Origin of the sequence: Streptococcus sp. SK643, assembly GCF_000259505.1 — a bacterium.
In the GTDB taxonomy this organism is placed as follows: domain Bacteria; phylum Bacillota; class Bacilli; order Lactobacillales; family Streptococcaceae; genus Streptococcus.
This window is the reverse complement of sequence record NZ_AJMM01000019.1, coordinates 26,791-44,415: the sequence shown is the minus strand read 5'-3', so window position 1 is coordinate 44,415 and position 17,625 is coordinate 26,791. Positions and strand designations below refer to the sequence as shown.

19 protein-coding genes and 1 other annotated feature are annotated in these 17,625 nt (G+C 38.6%); of the genes, 1 reads left to right on the top strand and 18 read right to left on the bottom strand.

Annotated elements, in window-relative coordinates; translation table 11 throughout:
- Positions 1-7 precede the first annotated feature (7 nt).
- From secG to ybeY, 7 genes are all read right to left on the bottom strand, one after another.
- Positions 8-241 carry a preprotein translocase subunit SecG gene (gene secG / locus HMPREF1117_RS07385; protein ID WP_000282514.1) on the bottom strand — a complete coding sequence of 78 codons (234 nt, stop codon included), beginning with the start codon at positions 239-241 and terminating at the stop codon, positions 8-10.
- 39 nt (positions 242-280) lie between these two features.
- Entirely contained in the window at positions 281-430 is a 150-nt protein-coding gene (gene rpmG, locus HMPREF1117_RS07380) for a 50S ribosomal protein L33 (RefSeq protein WP_033582123.1), read from the bottom strand.
- 69 nt (positions 431-499) lie between these two features.
- Positions 500-1,096: a dephospho-CoA kinase gene (coaE, locus tag HMPREF1117_RS07375; protein ID WP_000516212.1), complete on the bottom strand. Its 597-nt coding sequence runs from the start codon at positions 1,094-1,096 to the stop codon at positions 500-502.
- Positions 1,096-1,920, bottom strand: a complete 825-nt coding sequence (mutM, locus tag HMPREF1117_RS07370) for a DNA-formamidopyrimidine glycosylase (RefSeq protein WP_001114637.1) — start codon at positions 1,918-1,920, stop codon at positions 1,096-1,098. The genes coaE and mutM overlap by 1 nt, the downstream gene beginning before the upstream one ends.
- A gap of 48 nt (positions 1,921-1,968) precedes the next feature.
- A complete protein-coding gene (gene era, locus HMPREF1117_RS07365; RefSeq protein ID WP_000143283.1) occupies positions 1,969-2,868 on the bottom strand; it encodes a GTPase Era in 900 nt (299 codons plus the stop codon).
- 16 nt (positions 2,869-2,884) lie between these two features.
- On the bottom strand, positions 2,885-3,280 hold the full coding sequence (locus HMPREF1117_RS07360; RefSeq protein WP_000378162.1) for a diacylglycerol kinase family protein: 396 nt from the start codon (positions 3,278-3,280) through the stop codon (positions 2,885-2,887).
- Positions 3,261-3,758 carry an rRNA maturation RNase YbeY gene (gene ybeY, locus HMPREF1117_RS07355; RefSeq protein ID WP_000275149.1) on the bottom strand — a complete coding sequence of 166 codons (498 nt, stop codon included), beginning with the start codon at positions 3,756-3,758 and terminating at the stop codon, positions 3,261-3,263. The genes HMPREF1117_RS07360 and ybeY overlap by 20 nt, the downstream gene beginning before the upstream one ends.
- 104 nt (positions 3,759-3,862) lie before the next feature.
- Between ybeY and pavA the strand changes: the two genes are divergently transcribed.
- On the top strand, positions 3,863-5,518 hold the full coding sequence (pavA, locus tag HMPREF1117_RS07350) for an Rqc2 family fibronectin-binding protein PavA (RefSeq protein WP_000006739.1): 1,656 nt from the start codon (positions 3,863-3,865) through the stop codon (positions 5,516-5,518).
- 74 nt (positions 5,519-5,592) lie between these two features.
- Here pavA and HMPREF1117_RS07345 read toward each other — a convergent pair whose 3' ends face one another.
- From HMPREF1117_RS07345 to HMPREF1117_RS07295, 11 genes are all read right to left on the bottom strand, one after another.
- Positions 5,593-6,579, bottom strand: coding sequence for a dihydroorotate dehydrogenase (locus HMPREF1117_RS07345; RefSeq protein ID WP_196793361.1), 987 nt, complete (start codon positions 6,577-6,579; stop codon positions 5,593-5,595).
- A complete protein-coding gene (locus HMPREF1117_RS07340) occupies positions 6,542-7,342 on the bottom strand; it encodes a dihydroorotate dehydrogenase electron transfer subunit (RefSeq protein WP_001070088.1) in 801 nt (266 codons plus the stop codon). The genes HMPREF1117_RS07345 and HMPREF1117_RS07340 overlap by 38 nt, the downstream gene beginning before the upstream one ends.
- A 248-nt stretch (positions 7,343-7,590) precedes the next feature.
- The gene (gene gloA / locus HMPREF1117_RS07335; RefSeq protein ID WP_000157153.1) at positions 7,591-7,971 is read right to left on the bottom strand and encodes a lactoylglutathione lyase; all 381 of its coding nucleotides are present in this window, start codon (positions 7,969-7,971) and stop codon (positions 7,591-7,593) included.
- Positions 7,972-8,086: 115 nt separating this feature from the next.
- Entirely contained in the window at positions 8,087-10,720 is a 2,634-nt protein-coding gene (locus tag HMPREF1117_RS07330; RefSeq protein ID WP_001028669.1) for a J domain-containing protein, read from the bottom strand.
- 13 nt (positions 10,721-10,733) lie between these two features.
- The gene (locus HMPREF1117_RS07325; RefSeq protein ID WP_000635021.1) at positions 10,734-12,398 is read right to left on the bottom strand and encodes a molecular chaperone HscC; all 1,665 of its coding nucleotides are present in this window, start codon (positions 12,396-12,398) and stop codon (positions 10,734-10,736) included.
- A gap of 173 nt (positions 12,399-12,571) precedes the next feature.
- Positions 12,572-12,931, bottom strand: a complete 360-nt coding sequence (gene rplT / locus HMPREF1117_RS07320; protein ID WP_000124833.1) for a 50S ribosomal protein L20 — start codon at positions 12,929-12,931, stop codon at positions 12,572-12,574.
- 51 nt (positions 12,932-12,982) lie between these two features.
- Entirely contained in the window at positions 12,983-13,183 is a 201-nt protein-coding gene (gene rpmI / locus HMPREF1117_RS07315) for a 50S ribosomal protein L35 (RefSeq protein ID WP_001125943.1), read from the bottom strand.
- 32 nt (positions 13,184-13,215) lie between these two features.
- On the bottom strand, positions 13,216-13,746 hold the full coding sequence (gene infC / locus HMPREF1117_RS07310) for a translation initiation factor IF-3 (protein WP_000848180.1): 531 nt from the start codon (positions 13,744-13,746) through the stop codon (positions 13,216-13,218).
- Positions 13,747-13,761: 15 nt separating this feature from the next.
- Positions 13,762-13,893 (bottom strand) — a sequence feature (ribosomal protein L20 leader region).
- Between the two features lie 71 nt (positions 13,894-13,964).
- Positions 13,965-16,205 (bottom strand): DNA internalization-related competence protein ComEC/Rec2, encoded by a 2,241-nt coding sequence (locus HMPREF1117_RS07305; RefSeq protein WP_000942379.1) that lies wholly within the window; start codon positions 16,203-16,205, stop codon positions 13,965-13,967.
- On the bottom strand, positions 16,189-16,839 hold the full coding sequence (locus HMPREF1117_RS07300; RefSeq protein ID WP_000387307.1) for a helix-hairpin-helix domain-containing protein: 651 nt from the start codon (positions 16,837-16,839) through the stop codon (positions 16,189-16,191). Before HMPREF1117_RS07300 ends, HMPREF1117_RS07305 begins: the two co-directional genes overlap by 17 nt.
- A 58-nt stretch (positions 16,840-16,897) precedes the next feature.
- On the bottom strand, positions 16,898-17,476 hold the full coding sequence (locus HMPREF1117_RS07295; RefSeq protein ID WP_000443726.1) for a GNAT family N-acetyltransferase: 579 nt from the start codon (positions 17,474-17,476) through the stop codon (positions 16,898-16,900).
- Positions 17,477-17,625: the final 149 nt, after the last annotated feature.

Below are 17,625 nucleotides of genomic sequence, written 5' to 3'. Positions count from 1 at the left end.
TCTTTTCTTATCTACTTGATAATACCGTCAATGCTAAGGCAATGGCTAGCCAGAAAAAGACTAAAATCCCTGTCAAACGTTGCATCACGGCTTCAAAACCACGCGCTTTACTTCGTTCAAACAAATCACCTGCACTGGCATCAAATACATTGCTAGATTGGTTTTTAGTGGGTTGCATGAAAATCGCAATCACAATCACAACAGATAATACTAATAAAATGGTTAATAATAGGTTATACATATCAAACTCCTTAAAATCCCTATTATTTTACCATAAAATCTACTTAGATTCAAGATGTAGGGTTACTTTTCTTTCCTTGGGACAATACTTTAAAACCTCAATCTTGTCTGGATGGGTTTTTGAATTTTTACTAGTTAGATAATTGAGGCTTCCACATGAGGAGCATTTGAGATTAATTTTTACACGCACGAGATTTCCTTTACTCTTATCCTTATTTTTGGTTCAACTATATTAAAAAAACTTATTAAACAAATGGATTTAATCTTGCTCACTTCTTTCAAGAAGAGAATTAACCTGAGCTAGCAATTGGTCTTGACTTCCATTGTTATCGATAACCTGACTTGCCAAGCCCTTCTTTTCTTCTAACGGCCACTGGGCTGAAAGACGGGCTTCAGCCAATTCTTTTGATAGTTGATCTCTTTTCATTAAACGTTTTAATTGGACATCCCTATCCACATAAACTAACCAAGTCTCGTCAAACCAAGAACTATAGTCTTGCTCAAAAAGCAGAGGAATATCCATGAAAAAAATGGATTCTTGCTGAGCTAAATTGTCTCGTAAAGATGCTAACTCTTCACGAATAATCTCTCCTTGAGTTCGCTTAGACCATTCTCGCTCTTTAGAATTTGAAAAGATGAGATTAGCTAGGAGAGGTCGATTGAGTGCTCCATTTTTTGATACAATGTCCTGACCAAAATGATTGACCAAAACCTGATACAGACGACCACCAGGTTTCTGTAGTTGGTGGACAAGAGCGTCAGCATCCACTACTTGAAAGCCTCTCTGCCTCAGAAAGTTTGTCACAGTTGACTTTCCAGAGGCGATTCCACCTGTGATTCCAATGATTTTTCCCATCAGTACCTCCTTTGGCATTGAGGACAAAAATGAGTGCCGCGTCCACCTAACTGGATTTTTTCAATAGTCGCACTACATCGAGCACAAGGCTGTCCCGTCTTCCCATAAACCTGATGAAAATCCTGCATAGTCCCATCTTCTCCAAAAGCATTGGTATAGGTCCGAATAGTTGATCCCCCTTTTTCAACAGCCTGCCCCAAAACGGCAATGGTCTGATCATGAAGGGCCGTCACTTCTTTAGCTGTTAAACTCTGAGAAGTTCTAGCTGGATGGACCTGAGCCCGCCAAAGAACCTCATCCACATAGATATTCCCTAAACCAGCCACCAAAGTCTGATCTAGCAAATGAGACTTGATAGGCTTTTTAGATTTAGATAGTGCAGCTTGAAAGGTCTGCAGATCAAAATCCTCTTCCATTGGTTCTGGTCCCAATTTTTTGGAAACAAAATAAGCTTCCAAGAGTTGAGGTGCTAACAGTTCCATGGTACCAAACTTGCGTACATCCTCATAAACAAGCGTCCCACCATCTTCAAACTGAAAGAAAACATGGGCATGCTTGCGTTCAGGCACCTGGTCTGGATAGTAAAAAAACTTCCCCTCCATCCGCAGATGGGAAATCAAGACCTTGTCTGTCAGGTAGAAAATCAAATATTTACCACGACGTCCCATTGACTCAATAATCTGACCAGACACTTCCTTGTGAAACTCGTCCAAATCTGTCTTAATCATCTTGGGATAGCGAATGTCAATGCTAGAAATCTTTTTTCCAAGAATCAAATTTTCTAGACCACGACGAACAGTTTCAACCTCAGGTAATTCAGGCATAAGTCCTCCTTCTCTAAAAACAAGAAGCAGGCACGAGCCCACCTCTGGTTAATATTCTTTTTCATTATAGCCAAAGTCAGCCAAATCTAGCTTTTTATCGCGCCAGTTTTTCTTGACCTTGACCCAGGTTTCTAGGAAGACCTTGTCTCCTAGCATAAGTTCGATATCACGACGGGCCATGCTACCGATTTTCTTAAGCATAGCGCCACCTTTACCGATGATAATCCCTTTTTGGCTATCACGCTCGACCATGATGGTTGCACGGATGTGAACCTTGTCTGTCTCTTCGTCTCGTTTCATAGAGTCAACAACTACTGCTACAGAATGCGGAATCTCTTCACGAGTTAGGTGCAATACTTTCTCACGAATCATTTCTGAAACCAAGAAGCGCTCAGGATGGTCAGTGATTTGGTCAGCTGGGAAATACTGGAAACCTTCCTCTAGGTTATCACTTAGGATGTCTACCAAACGAGAAACGTTATTTCCTTGGAGGGCTGAGATAGGAACAATTTCCTTGAAATCCATTTGATTGCGGAAATCATCAATCTGAGATAAAAGCTGGTCTGGATGAACCTTATCGATCTTATTCACCACCAAAATCACAGGAACCTTGGCAGCCTTAAGGCGCTCGATAATCATATCATCTCCCTTACCACGCGCTTCATCAGCTGGAACCATAAAGAGAACGGTATCTACTTCACGAAGGGTGCTGTAGGCAGACTCGACCATAAAGTCTCCAAGAGCAGTCTTAGGTTTGTGAATCCCTGGGGTATCGATAAAGACAATCTGCTCCTTCTCAGTGGTGTAAATCCCCATGATTTTGTTGCGCGTTGTCTGCGCCTTATCGCTCATGATGGCAATCTTTTGCCCCATAACGTGATTTAAAAAAGTCGACTTCCCAACATTGGGACGTCCTAAAATGGCTACAAAGCCTGATTTAAATGTCATAATTTCCTCTTAATTCTTAAAATAGTAAATCCCAAATACGTGGGAGAAAGATAAGGGCACCCGTAACTGCTGCAAAAAACGACACTACAAGCACAGCACCAGCTGCCATATCTTTGGCTTTCTTTGCCAACATAGAAAAGTGATAGTGACTAGCTAAATCTACTACATTTTCGATAGCTGAATTTACAATTTCAAATGCTATCACCAAGAAAATACTTAACAGTAGAAAGAGCCATTCGATTCGTGAAACCTGAAAAACAAAACCTGCAAGGATAACCACAAGGGATGTCACTACATGTTTTCGCATATTACGTTCGTCCTTGATAGCAGTAAAAATACCTGTCAAAGCAAATTCTAAACTGGAAATCAGGTCACGATTTTTCCATTTTCGTTTATTGTCTTGTGAGTCCATAGGCTGTTAAAATCTCTTCTTGTAAACCGAACATCTCCGCTTCTTCTTCCGGAGTGTAGTGATCATAGCCGTTAATATGTAAAAAGCCGTGTACTGCCAAGAAGCCCATTTCACGCTCAAAGCTATGCCCATATTCTTCGGCCTGCTCATGAGCCTTGTCGATAGAGATGAATAGCTCTCCAATATAGGCATCAAACTCAGACATCATCTCTGCCAATTCTGGATTTTCAATCAAATCTTCTTCATCAAAAGCAATGTCCAATTCTGGCTTATACTCGAGGCTGATGACGTCCGTTGGACGATCTGTATCACGGTACTCTAGGTTGAGTTCATGGCTACGTTGATTAGTCACAAAGGTAACTGCCATCTCCTTGCCTTCTTTTCCTAATTTTTGAGCTGCAAATTCCAAAATTTCTTGGGTTTGTTGCAAGATATCTTTTGAAACTTGACCAGTTTCATCTACCATTTCAATATACATGTGCTTCTCGATTCTCTTTACTTGGCTTTATTATACCATATTTCCATGATTTTATTCTACCTTTTTGATATAATACTATGGAATACAATTACAAGGAGAGTACGATGTCATTTGACGGATTTTTTTTACACCATATGATTAAAGAATTACAAAGAGAGTTAATCAATGGTCGCATTCAGAAAATCAATCAACCTTTCGATCAAGAGTTGGTCTTACAAATCCGTAGCAATCGCCAAAGTCATCGCCTGCTCCTTTCTGCTCATCCAGTTTTCGGACGCATCCAGTTGACCCAAACCACCTTTGAAAACCCGGCTCAACCTTCGACTTTTATCATGGTTTTAAGAAAATATTTACAGGGTGCCCTGATTGAGTCGATTGAGCAAGTGGAAAATGACCGTATCGTGGAAGTCACCGTTTCCAATAAAAATGAGATTGGGGACCATATCCAAGCTACTCTTGTTATCGAAATTATGGGGAAACATAGCAATATTCTACTGATCGATAAAAGCAGTCACAAAATCCTCGAAGTTATTAAACACGTTGGTTTTTCACAAAATAGCTACCGCACCTTGCTTCCTGGGTCGACCTATATCGCTCCACCAAGCACGGAATCTCTCAATCCTTTCACGATCAAGGATGAAAAGCTCTTTGAAACCCTGCAAACACAGGAAACAACAGCTAAAAACCTTCAAAGCCTCTTTCAAGGTCTGGGACGTGATACGGCAAATGAATTAGAAAATATTCTGGTTAGTGAGAAATTATCTACTTTCCGTAACTTTTTCAATCAAGAAACTAAGCCATGCTTGACTGAGACTTCCTTCAGTCCAGTTTCTTTTGCAAATCAGGTGGGAGAGCCTTTTACCAGTCTTTCTGATTTGTTGGACACCTACTATAAGGATAAGGCTGAGCGCGACCGCGTCAAACAGCAAGCCAGTGAACTCATTCGTCGTGTTGAAAATGAACTTCAAAAAAATCGACATAAGCTGAAAAAACAAGAAAAAGAATTACTGGCGACAGACAACGCGGAAGAATTTCGCCAAAAAGGAGAATTGCTGACAACCTTCCTTCATCAAGTGCCAAACGACCAAGACCAGGTTATCCTAGACAACTACTACACCAACCAACCGATCATGATTGCGCTTGATAAGGCCTTGACTCCCAGCCAGAATGCCCAACGCTATTTCAAACGGTACCAGAAACTCAAAGAAGCTGTCAAATACTTGACTGATCTGATTGAGGAAACCAAGGCAACCATTCTCTATCTGGAAAGTGTAGAAACCGTCCTCAACCAAGCTGGACTGGAAGAAATCGCTGAAATCCGTGAAGAATTAATTCAAACAGGTTTTATCCGCAGAAGACAACGGGAGAAAATCCAGAAACGTAAAAAACCAGAACAATATCTAGCGAGTGATGGTAAAACTATCATCTATGTTGGACGAAATAACCTGCAAAATGAGGAATTAACCTTTAAAATGGCTCGCAAGGAAGAACTTTGGTTCCACGCCAAAGACATTCCCGGAAGCCACGTGGTAATTTCAGGCAACCTCACCCCTTCTGATGAAGTCAAGACGGATGCTGCTGAACTAGCTGCTTATTTCTCTAAAGGCCGACTTTCAAACCTAGTTCAAGTTGATATGATTGAAGTTAAAAAACTCAACAAACCAACTGGTGGAAAACCCGGTTTTGTAACCTACACAGGACAAAAGACCCTCCGTGTCACACCAGACCCAGAAAAAATTGCATCCATGAAAAAATCCTGATTTTACTTGAAATCAGGATTTTTAGTTTACTTTCTTAACAATCTGAAAACAATCAAGAACAGATTGATTGCAACTTATCTCAAAGACTCTCTGACTTCCTTGCGTAGATTTTCTAGACTGTTAATGCCGTACTTGTCCATAACCTTTGGCAGATTTTCAATAATATCAGGACAAGCATATGGATTAGTAAAGTTAGCTGTTCCAACTCCAATGGCAGATGCTCCAGCCAGATACATTTCTAGTGCAGTTTCTGCCGAATCCACTCCTCCCATTCCAATAATAGGCAGGTCTGTCGTTAGGGCGACTTGGCGGATGAGTTTAAGGGCTACTGGAAAGACTGCTGGACCAGACATCCCACCTGTTCCATTAGCCAAGATTGGTTTTCTAGTTTTGAGGTCAAAGCGCATACCAACCAGAGTATTAATCATAGTTAAGCCACTTGCTCCCGCATCTTCTGCAGCTTTTGCGACGGTGACGATATCCGTCACACTAGGTGTTAGTTTGACATAAACTGGTACATCAGAGGCTTCCACCGCTGCTTTCACCACATCATAAGCTAAATCTGGATCTTGACCAATCAAGAGTCCATGATTACAGTGGTCTACATTGGGGCAAGAAATATTGAGCTCTATAGCCTTTACATTAGCCGCCTTGGAAATCCCATGAGAAACAGCCGCATACTCTTGTTTTGAAAAACCAGCCACATTAGCAATAATAGGAAGATTTGGATATTCTCTTTCCAGCCAAGGTAACTTTTCAGCCAAAACAACTTCCAAACCAGGATTTTGCAAACCGATTGCATTAAGCATACCAGCAGGTGTTTCTGCCACCCTTGGAGTTGGATTGCCAAAGCGTGGTTCAAGGGTTGTCGCCTTGATCATAATAGAACCTAAAAGATCTAAGTCATAGTACTTGGCATACTCTTGTCCAAAACCAAAGCAACCTGATGCTGGAATGATCGGATTTTTCAAATCCAATCCAGGTAGAGAAACTTGTAAACGATTTGTAGTCATAATTTTCTCCTTATAGTACAACTGTTCCTGTGCGGAAAACAGGGCCATCTTCACAGACGCGTTGACTGATCGTCTCGCTTTCTGGTACTTTTAGGACGCAGGCATAGCAAGCCCCCATTCCACAAGCCATACGAGATTCCAGAGATAGATAGGCTCTTGGGTGGTCATAAAAGGTTTGATTGATATACTTCATCATTCCAGGCGCCCCACATGAGTATACAGCATCAAAGTGATTGTTCAAATCATTGATGACAACAGAAACATTCCCCTTAATGCCATAAGAACCATCATCTGTCGTCACAAAAACCTGACCATATTGAGCCAATTCCGTCTCTAAAATAACAGCATCCTTATTAGCAAAACCGAGAACTGTCACTACTTTCACACCACGCGCATGTAATTCCTTAGCCACCTCAAGCAAGGGCGGAACACCAATCCCACCACCAACGAGGAGTACCTGGCTCTGCTCATATAGGTCAGACAAGTCAAAACCATTTCCCTGAGGGCCCATCACATCAAGAGTATCTCCCTGACTTAATGCTGAGAAAATAGCAGTCCCAGCTCCCTCAATCCGATAAATGAGACGACATTGCTTATTAACCTTATCAATAGACGAAATTGAAATAGGGCGACGCAAGAGATGAGCATCATCAGGCACACGCAGATGAAGAAATTGGCCTGCTCGCATAGCTTCAACCATTTCCCCTTCTAGGACTAATTCAAAGATCGCTGGCGCGATTTCCTCTTGTGCAACCACCTTCATGGTTTCCAAACGAATGGCACCCAAACGTTTTTTGCATGTGGGATTCATGACTTTTCCTCCTTAAATTTTAAGGGGACCAGATAAAGAAAAGACCTTGCTATTGCAAGGCCTCAGTTAAAATCGTACAACACAAGAGAGCACACTCAAAAAGTCTCCTCTAGAAAATTGTACTATTCTTTTATCTGACACCTTGTGAGTCTCTCTGGACTCCCCTTAAAGGTTAAATTTTTATTAGTATACTCTTTCAAATTAAAAAAGTCAAGTAGAAGACGAACATTCTACTTGACTTCATGAGATTATTTTTCACGAATAACTTCGACCTTATATCCATCAGGGTCTTTGACAAAGTAATAGTTAGGTGCAGTTCCCGGTAGACCATTTGGCTCAGTCACTTCATAGCCTTTTGCACTGTGCTCTTGATGAAGAGCCTCAAGATCAGGTGTACTTAGAGCGATATGAGCAAATCCATCTCCAACCACATAAGGACCGTGATCGTAATTATAAGTCAACTCCAACTCATAGTCGTCGCCCTCAAGACCCAGATAGACAATCGTGAAGGCATGATCTGGAAAATCTCTGCGACGCAATTCTTTAAAACCAAAAGCATCTTGATAGAATGCAATTGATTTTTCAAGATTTTCTACTCGCAAGCAAGTGTGTAGCATTTTTGAAGCCATATTTTTCTCCTATTTCATTTTGATTTTCTTATTATACCCTTTTTCTGATCCTTTATCTAGAAATTAGATCGTAACTAATATCCTTATCAAATCTAACAAAAAATAAAACTATCTCTTAACTTACTTTTCTTTCCTTTAAAATATTGCGAATTAGGAAAAACATCATCAATATAAATAAGACCTCAAGAAAGAAAAAGTTATATTCAGTATTTATAATCAACAAATCTTTATCAAAGTCAACCTTACTATACGGAGATATAGGTGCAAATAAAATCCTAAGTAGCCGTCCTAAAAAAATGAATAACTGTAATCCATAAATGATAAAAACTTTTTTTACTCCAATGATTAAACTTTGTTCCTTTCTAAAATAAGATAAGGCAATGGCATTTATTAAAATAATGACTGTTAAAAAAAGAGTTTCATGTCCTAAAGTAAGAGGATTAAAGAGTTTTAGACGACTATATGTAAGAGGAAATAGTTGAAAGACTATGATACCAATCATACTGGAAAAGAAAATTTTCTTAAGTAAAGGAGAAAAACCTGGACTATATTTTGTAAAAGTAAGTAGGCCGAGAGCTATTATTAGAAAAAATACATACTTCATCACTAGTTCAGAAATTAGCGGACTTCGAATTGCTAGAGCTACAAGAAAACCACTAGAAAAACAAATTCCAACAGGAATCAGTTTATTTAAGGAATAGGTCCAAACAATCCCTTGATTTATCTTAAAACCGTCAATGAGCGAAAAGAAAGTAATGAAAGATAAAGTAGCTAAAGTGCCCAAAGGTGACGATGGAATAGCTAAAACAAGGAATAATGTTCCAATGCCCCACATGTTTAAATTTAATAATGGGGGTGATGTCACTCCATATATAGAAACTCCTTCATCTATAGGTGTTTGTTTCAAACTTATCAAATAAAAGTAAAAAAGAGATACTGTACCAGCATTTACCCAGATATTTGATCCAGGTTGATCGTAGATGCTTTGAATCAAACAAAAAAATGTAAAAATAGCAAAGACAAACTGAAGAATTTTATTGATAATAAACTGCCGTTTCTTCCAAGAGGAATAGGATAATTGAGATTTTGGACGATTGATTTCAAAAGCATAGACTAACATCTCTTCTAATTTTTGATCTGTTTCTTCTGTCATCATATGAGGAGCCATTTTAGAGCTAGGAAAAGTTTTAAGAACTTCCCTTAAAACTTTTCCATCTGTGAATCGATGATATGCTTTATATATCTGTTCAAATAAAATCTCTAGAATATAGTTTTTTTTATTAAGGTATGTTTTCCATATGTTCCAATTATTTATAAGCTCATCACTAGTTGTTACATTTTCGACAAATAGATAAACTTCCTCATACCAATGTTCAAATCTTTCTTTATTATTTAAATCACACTCCTTCACAATTGAAGAATAAGACTGAACTCTGGACCAAATTTCTAATTTTTTCAAGCATTCATTGGAATCTGTCACACTATGATAATCTACATTTTGGAGAATGATGGATAAGGCTTTTCGATTGATTAAAGAATAAACATCCACTTTCTTTAGAAAACCTAGTATAAGAGATGTGTTTTTTACTTTTTTAAAAAAATATGTCAAATCTTCTAAAAGAATAGAATCATCCTGATTACAAGAGTAAATCAACTGATAAAAAGCAACTTCAACCTCATCGCTACTATCTAGAGAATATTGGTAAATGTTGGTAGTTTTAGAAAAGTCTTTTTCCAATACCTCTAAGTGTGTAACTAGCATATAATAGGACTCATAGTCTGAATCACTCAATGCTGGTCTTATTTTCTCTAAAATATACCTAAGTACTAAAACATTCTCAAAAATCTGATGTCGATCATTTAATTGCCATAGTAATGTACTTGTAGAAAAAGGCTCCTTAAAAAAATCTACCCAAGTTTTGATTTGATTTGCTTTTTGCAGATTATCAAGTATTGCCTGACATAAACGATAGGAAGCGTAGAACTTTTCCTTTTTGCTTAAAGCATCTTCAAATAAAATATCTTGATCTTTAACAGTGGCTCTCTTCACTCTCCAATACTTTAGTCTATAATAGTAAGGCCAATAAAGGAAATCAGGAATATACTCCTCAACTAAAAATTTGATCAAGGATAATTGTTCAGGTCTCTCAAAAATAAAAACATTCATTTCTTCCAAGACACTTTTTAGTGTAAACAGATCATATTTGAAGTCATGAAATAACTGGAACCACAGATATTCTTGCTCCTCAAAAGTATAGGATTTATTTCCTATAATACTTTCAATCGCATTTTGAATCAGATAATTTGTTTCATTAAAGGCACTAAAGTCAAGATCAAGCTTTGTTTTCTTATAATCTGATTGAAGATTTTCTAAGTTTAAAGTATTTTTAAAAATAAGGGTTGATTCATTATAATCACTGAAATTAAGACTAGTTTTTTTAGACCCTTCTATGTCATTCTTTAATGTATCATTGAAGCTGTCAAAATCAAGAGTAGCCTTATACGTTTCTGGCTTTTCTTTATTAATCAATATTTCTTCTTGAATAGTGCTTATTTTTCTATGACTATTTTGAGACCTAATTTTTCTAGATTTCGCAAAAATCAAAGCTTCTTTGTAAGCTTCAACAATTTGTTGATAAATTTCTGGCTGGTCTTCTGGATGATAAAGCCGAACCAATTCAGCATAGCGTTTTCGAATGACCTTAATATCAGAAGTTACTTCTATACCTAAGGTTTCCCATATATTCATAGTATCTCCCTTTTTATAGTCCTCTCTCTACTTGATCTAAGTAACGAGAGAACGATTGGTAGATTTTCGGAAGATGATACATAGAAGCTTGATTTACTTGTTCTTCAAATTGTATTGTTGCTGTCATTAATTCATTACGTCTTTTTCCCAAGAGCATAGCATACAAACGATTTGATTTCTCAACCAAAAATTGGTAAATCTCCGTTTCTTGAGCATTAATCTTATAACGAGACAATTCAGCTTGTTTAATCTTGATTTCCTGTTCTGTCAAAGTAATACTATCTTGTAGGATAGCCCGACTAAAGACTTTCTGAGTTGAGTCAATTTTAACTTCTACATCCAAAATTCCATTTAAATCATATGTAAATCGAACTGTAAAACTTTCATTTATTTGATGATTAATAGGTACTGGAACATCCAATTCACCCAAGAACAAGTTTTGTGATGCTTTCATCATCTCACCTTGATAAATCCTTATTTTGACCTGACTCTGTCCTAAATAAGAAGTAGAATAATATTCAATACGAGAAGCTGGCAAGCTAGAATTTCGCTCAATAATTGGTGAAAAATGGTCTCCAACTATCTCAATACCGAGAGTAAACGGACAAATATCAGAAAGCAACAAATCACGTATTTCTCCCTGACGTTCCTTTATTCCAGCTAGAAGAGCACAACCACGAGCAATTATTAGATCAGGATCCACAGATACCTCCATAATTTGTTTGGTACAATAGGATAGAAAATCTTGAACCAAGCGTAGTTTTGAAGTGCCGCCAACAAGAACAAAATGATTAGATGTCACATAACTATTATTCGCATCTAATAAAGCGCGATCCAACACTGATTTAACACGTACTAGCAATGGTTTACATAGTTCATAAAAACGCTGATAAGTTAAGACTAAAGAAAATTCCTTTTCCTCATCAAGAACTACCATCTGCACTTCTTCTTTGCTATTTAGTTCTAATTTCACCTTCTCAGCTTGGACTAAGACTTTACCGTAGAATTCACGGGAAATTGCCTCCTTGTTCAATTGGTTGGCGACTAAAAATTCCTCAGCAATGACTGACGTGAAGTCTTCTCCTCCTAAGCGATTGTCTCCTGCGATAGAGACAATCTCTACAATGTTATCAAAAAGCTCGACAACAGAAATATCCAGAGTCCCACCACCAAAATCGACGACAATAAGCGATTGGTCTTCTTGATTGAGCATTGATCTTTTAGCAAGAGCAGCTGCTGAAGGCTCATTAATAATACGATCAATCTTAACCCCTGCAAATTGCCCAGCAAGTTTTGTTGCATAGCGTTGAGCATCATTAAAATAGGCTGGTACACTTACAATGACTTCGTCAACTTCCTTTCCAAGATAGGTTTCTACATCATCTATCAATTTTCTTATTATAAAAGAGCTTAATTCTTCAGCCTTATAAGTACGACTCCCTAGCTTTAATTCATGTTTCGTTCCCATAAAACGTTTAAATTGTGAAACCGTCTTATCAGGATGAGTAACCAAGCGTTCCTTAGCTATTTTTCCAACAATAATCTCATCATTATCATCTAAGGCTACAACAGAAGGAGTCAAAAACTCACCAAAAGCATTAGGAATCAACTTAACCTGACCATCTTGATAGATACCCACTAACGAATTAGTCGTTCCCAAATCAATACCAACTATCATTTTCAAACAACTCCAAACATTTCTATATAAACTTATTATACATGAAATATTCTATTTTCTTTTAAAATTTCTGTCATCCTTTCATTAAAAAGGAAGTTTAATTGAAAAATAAAAAAGTTTCATCCTGCCTTTTACGGTAAACACCGCATAAGGCAAAATGAAACAATCAATTATTATTTACCAAGTTTTGCTTTAGCTGCATCTGCAAGAGCTTTGAAAGCTGCTGCATCGTTAACAGCCAAGTCAGCAAGCATTTTACGGTTAACTTCGATCTCAGCCAATTTCAAACCATGCATCAATTGTGAGTATGAAAGTCCGTTCATACGAGCTGCCGCGTTGATACGAGTGATCCACAATTTGCGGAAGTCACGTTTTTTCTGACGACGGTCACGGTATGCATAGTAGTAAGAGTTCATTACTTGTTCTTTTGCAGTACGGAACAAGATGTGTTTAGCTCCATAGTAACCTTTTGCTAATTTAAGAATACGTTTACGACGTTTGCGTGATACAACGCCACCTTTAACACGTGCCATGTTTTATTTCCTCCAAATATTTCCTAGAATTGTTTACTTACAGTCAAGCTATTATTTCAAGCGAGTAAGCATTGCTTTGATACGTTTGTAATCTCCTGAATGCACCATAGATGCTTTACGAAGATGACGACGTTGTTTCTTAGTTTTTCCGTGGAAACGGTGAGAAGTGTAAGCACGGAAACGTTTAAGTCCACCAGAACCTGTACGTTTGAAACGTTTAGCTGATGCGCGGTGTGTTTTTTGTTTTGGCATGATTTTTTCTCCTTTATTTAACTTTCTGACAATTATTTTTTGTCAGTTGCTGGCGCCAATTGCATGAACATTTGACGTCCATCCATTTTAGCACGTTGTTCGATGATTGCAATATCTTGAGTTGCTTCAGCAAACTCGGCTAAAACTTTTGCACCAATCTCTTTATGGGTAATCATACGACCCTTAAAGCGAATAGATACCTTAACTTTATTTCCTTTTTCAAGGAATTTGCGTGCATTGCGAAGTTTTGTATCAAAGTCACCCTTGTCAATAGTTGGACTTAGACGAACTTCTTTCACAGTAACAACACTTTGTTTTTTACGTTGTTCTTTTTGCTTCTTCTGGTACTCAAATTTGAACTTACCGTAGTCCATAATTTTTGCAACAGGCGGTTTGGCTTGGGGTTGAATCAACACTAGGTCAACATTAGCGTTATCAGCCAAAGCTTGCGCTTCACTGAGTGGCTTGATGCCTAACTGTTCTCCCTCAAGACCGATCAAGCGAACTTCACGTACACGAATCTCATCATTGATGAATAAGTCTTGCTTTGCTATGGTTTTCACCTCTTTTGTTTTATTAGAGAAAAACAATAGCGGACTCGTAAATATACAAGCCCGCACGTTATGATAGCGTTTCTTAGAAACTTTTCATCCGTAGGGCCAGGCAACTTAATGTCACAAGGCGAGAAGCTCTCACTTCTGCTTTTCTCAACTTTTATATGATACCAAGTTTTTTAGCCCTTGTCAACATAAAAAGTTATTTTTTGAAAAGTTTCTGCTCATTAGCCAACCGTTTCAATCTTCCAACTATTCCAACCTTTAAAGCGTATAGCTCCTTGCTGGTCAGTTCGGAAAACTTTGCTATTGATCGTTTCCAGTCGGGTCAAAGTTTCCTGATGGGGGAGTTTCGTCCGATTGCTCTTTCCAACTGAGATGAGAGTCATCTCTGGTTTGAGCTGTTCTAAAAAGGTTGAACTTGATGATTTTTTAGATCCATGTTGGCCAGCTTTCAAAACATCCACCTCCAGGTCAGGATATTGCTTCAGCAAATCCTTCTCTCCTTTTTCCTCCAAATTTCCTGTGAAGAGAAAGTGCTTATCCAAGAGTTTCCCATACAGAACTAGGGTATCATCATGTCCTCCATCTCCAATTCTCCTAGGAGATAGGACTTCTAACTGACTTCCAAAAATGGGCAAGTTCTCTCCTGCTGTCACACTGCGCACCTTGGTTTGAGTTGCCTGTAGTTCTTCCACAAATTCCTTCTGTTTCAAACTGCCTTTGGACACTAAAATTTCGCCTACATGGAAAGCCTTGATCACCTCCAACAAATCGCCAATATGCTCCTTGTCCGTGTTAGTCAAAATTAGCTGGTCAATCTTGGCTACTCCTCTACTTTTAAGATAGGGTATCAAGGTTCTATGGGCATTGCTGGTCGTCGCCTTTTCTTGCCATTTTTCGATTTTCTTATTAGATTCTGCCTTGCCACCGACATCTATGAGAATGGTTTTACCAGTTACATCCCTTAGGAAAATACTTTCCCCCTGCCCAACATCCAGCATGGTCATTTCATTTTCCAGTGGATGCTTGGTCAAGAAAAAGAGACCCGTAATCAATATGCTCAATACTGCTAGCCTTTTAATATTTTTCCTCAAATCATAGACTAAAGCCAAGGAAATTAACAATAAGATTAAAAGCCATGCATTGGGTTGACCAAAGACAAACGGTCTACTTGCCACCTGTGATACAAAGCGAATCATTCCCTCCAACCATTCAAAAATAAAATTCAGCTGAATGACTGGATAGAGAAAGGAAAGGGCAAATAAGATAGACAAGAGCGGTAAAAAGACAAAGTCAAATAGAAAGGAAAAGACAAAGGTCAAGAGGATGGACCAAGGTTGAAATTCCGCAAAATAGAAGGATAGAATGGGTAATATTCCTAAGGAGATGACTAGACTTTCTCTGGCAATAGCCTTAAGCCCCTCCCCCTCTTTGCTGGTCATGGTCAAGATAAACGCATAAGCGCAGGACAAGACTCCTCCTGCAGTCAGGAAAAAGTTGGGCATGACGATAAAGAGGACAAGGACCGTCAAGGCAAAATTATCCAAGCCCTTAACACCATGTTGTGCCAGTAACTTTTGCAAAAGACTGCGAATAACTGATGCTGAAAATCCTGTCAGCCCTGCATAAATAATAGAAAGGGGATAAGTCAGCCATTTCAACTTTTCTTGGGTCAAGCCCGATCGCAAGAGAAGTTTCTTAAATCCATCCATGAAAAATCCTACCTGCATACCAGACAAGGCAAAAAGGTGGATAATTCCTAGACTGGAATAAAGTTCATTCATCTCCTCAAAGTCTGTATCCAGATGTCCCAGCAAGAGACCCGTCATGTAGTTACTCATAGGGTCTGGAAAGTGTGTCTTAATCCAAACTACAGCCCTTCGGCGTAAACTGGACAGGTTTTCACCTATATCCCAACTGCTAACCTTTTGAAGTGACTGGATTCTTTTAATATTGATAATCTGGTAAATTCCCTGAGTCTTCAGATAGGCATGGTAGTCAAAGCCACCAAAATTTCTCTGCCCTTCTGGCTCCGAAAGTTTTCCTTCTAGTTCTAAGTCATGAAGGTCTGTTAAAGTTTGAAATTGTTCTTTCTCCTCCTCGGACTGGAGTTTATAATAGACTTGAAAAATGCGTCCACGAGACTTACCACGAAAGGACAAACTATCACCATTGACCTTAATAGTGTCAGGCAAAATCCGTACCTTTTCAACAGAATCCGCCAAATGTTGACTCGCTTGACTCTGTTGCCAAGTTTGAAAGAGAAACCAGAAACCAAAGATTCCACAAATCACTAGAACTTTGCTAGCAGGTTTCCACGGAAATTGAATAAAGAGACAGACTAGCAGAAAAACGAAACCCAATAAAGCAAGATAGGATGCTGAGAAAATAGCGTAATAAAACCAAAGTAACAGAAAACTCAGGTAAATTCGGGGAATAGGGAAATTCTTAATCCACTGTAACATAATCTTTTAGCTTTTCTATGGTCTTGGCACCAATGCCAGAGACTTTCTTGAGTTCATCAACCGACTTAAATTTCCCATTTGCCTCACGATGATCGATAATGTCCTGAGCTCGTTTTCCTCCCAGTCCCTTGACCTGCTTGAGTTCTTCCAGACTGGCTTTGTTGAGATTGACCTTCTTGTCCTTGCTTGTTGAAGAAGGCGCTCCAGAACCTGCCTGTTGACTAGCTGATTCTTCTCCCTTAGTTGGAACGTAAACCAGAGCCTCATCACTAACTTTCTGAGCTAGATTGAGCGACTTGCTGTCTGCTTGCTCTGTCAAGCCACCTGCCTTCTGAACAGCATCATTGACCCGACTACCTACCGGCAAGTCATAAATCCCTGGTGATTTCACAGCCCCCTTCACATCTACTGTGATTAAATCTTGTTCAAGTGGCTCTGCCTTTTCTTCCTTCTTCACTTCCTTTTCGGTCGATGAATCCTTGGAAACAGCTGCAACTTCTGCCTGTAAATTCGTTTCCTTGACAGGTGTTTGTGGAGCTGGCTTTAGCAGGAAAAATCCGCCGACAAGCAAGCCCATACCAGTACAGATAACAATGATTTTATACTCTTTGATTTTATCGATAATTGCTTCCATCTTTTCTCCTCTCTTAGATTATTCGTAAGAGAAAGAAAAAACAGTCAAAAATTTCTTCTCAACTGCTTTTTTTATTTGCAAAATAGTCTTCCTTGGTCAAGACATAATGAACTCTTGTCATGATTCGGCCTTCTTCATGCTGATCCATACAAGCATAAGCTTCTTCGTGGGAAAAACGCATGCCTGATTTCTCCATGACCTTTCCAGATGCAGGATTGTCCTTATCGTGAAGGGCAATCAACTTATTCATCCCTATCTTCTCAAAAGCTAGCTCAATCACAGCACGATTGGCTTCTGTCGTCAATCCTTGATTCCAATACTTTTTATGGATAATGTAGCCAATAGCTGCCTTCTTAAGAACAGGATCAATCTTGTGCAAGTCAATGGTTCCAATAAACTGACCATTGCTTTTTAGTTCTATTCCCCAGCGTCCCAAGGGATTGACCAAGTAGAATTGAGCAATATTATTTTTGGTTTCTTCCAAACTTTGATTAGCTGGAAAAGTGTAGCGCGTATTTTCTCTGTCCGAGGCATAGGCAAACATTGCTTCCGCATCATCCAAAGTTACAGGTCTAAGCAATAAACGATCAGTCTCGACTATGGGATACTGAGCTAGTTTTAAAAAGATTGATTCCATACTTCTCCTCCATTTAAAAATATTTTCTACCAGCCTAGCATAAAAAAGAAGTTACAACAAGAAGCGCGAACAAAGAATACCAGATAACTGATTCTAGAGCAGAGAGTGTACTGGTCTTTGGAAGCATTTCTAAATGTTTCTTAAAATCA

Bases quoted from the DNA above. Each gene is read 5' to 3' on its own strand.
- HMPREF1117_RS07325 (WP_000635021.1), bottom strand. From the start codon at position 12,398: ATGATAGTTGGTATTGATTTGGGAACGACTAATTCGTTAGTGGGTATC.
- era (WP_000143283.1), bottom strand. From the start codon at position 2,868: ATGACATTTAAATCAGGCTTTGTAGCCATTTTAGGACGTCCCAATGTT.
- mutM (WP_001114637.1), bottom strand. From the start codon at position 1,920: ATGCCTGAATTACCTGAGGTTGAAACTGTTCGTCGTGGTCTAGAAAAT.
- HMPREF1117_RS07295 (WP_000443726.1), bottom strand. From the start codon at position 17,476: ATGGAATCAATCTTTTTAAAACTAGCTCAGTATCCCATAGTCGAGACT.
- gloA (WP_000157153.1), bottom strand. From the start codon at position 7,971: ATGGCTTCAAAAATGCTACACACTTGCTTGCGAGTAGAAAATCTTGAA.
- rplT (WP_000124833.1), bottom strand. From the start codon at position 12,931: ATGGCACGTGTTAAAGGTGGCGTTGTATCACGCAAACGTCGTAAACGT.
- HMPREF1117_RS07345 (WP_196793361.1), bottom strand. From the start codon at position 6,579: ATGGCCCTGTTTTCCGCACAGGAACAGTTGTACTATAAGGAGAAAATT.
- HMPREF1117_RS07305 (WP_000942379.1), bottom strand. From the start codon at position 16,205: ATGTTACAGTGGATTAAGAATTTCCCTATTCCCCGAATTTACCTGAGT.
- pavA (WP_000006739.1), top strand. From the start codon at position 3,863: ATGTCATTTGACGGATTTTTTTTACACCATATGATTAAAGAATTACAA.
- HMPREF1117_RS07300 (WP_000387307.1), bottom strand. From the start codon at position 16,839: ATGGAAGCAATTATCGATAAAATCAAAGAGTATAAAATCATTGTTATC.
- HMPREF1117_RS07340 (WP_001070088.1), bottom strand. From the start codon at position 7,342: ATGAATCCCACATGCAAAAAACGTTTGGGTGCCATTCGTTTGGAAACC.
- HMPREF1117_RS07360 (WP_000378162.1), bottom strand. From the start codon at position 3,280: ATGGACTCACAAGACAATAAACGAAAATGGAAAAATCGTGACCTGATT.
- secG (WP_000282514.1), bottom strand. From the start codon at position 241: ATGTATAACCTATTATTAACCATTTTATTAGTATTATCTGTTGTGATT.
- coaE (WP_000516212.1), bottom strand. From the start codon at position 1,096: ATGGGAAAAATCATTGGAATCACAGGTGGAATCGCCTCTGGAAAGTCA.
- ybeY (WP_000275149.1), bottom strand. From the start codon at position 3,758: ATGTATATTGAAATGGTAGATGAAACTGGTCAAGTTTCAAAAGATATC.
- HMPREF1117_RS07330 (WP_001028669.1), bottom strand. From the start codon at position 10,720: ATGAATATATGGGAAACCTTAGGTATAGAAGTAACTTCTGATATTAAG.
- rpmI (WP_001125943.1), bottom strand. From the start codon at position 13,183: ATGCCAAAACAAAAAACACACCGCGCATCAGCTAAACGTTTCAAACGT.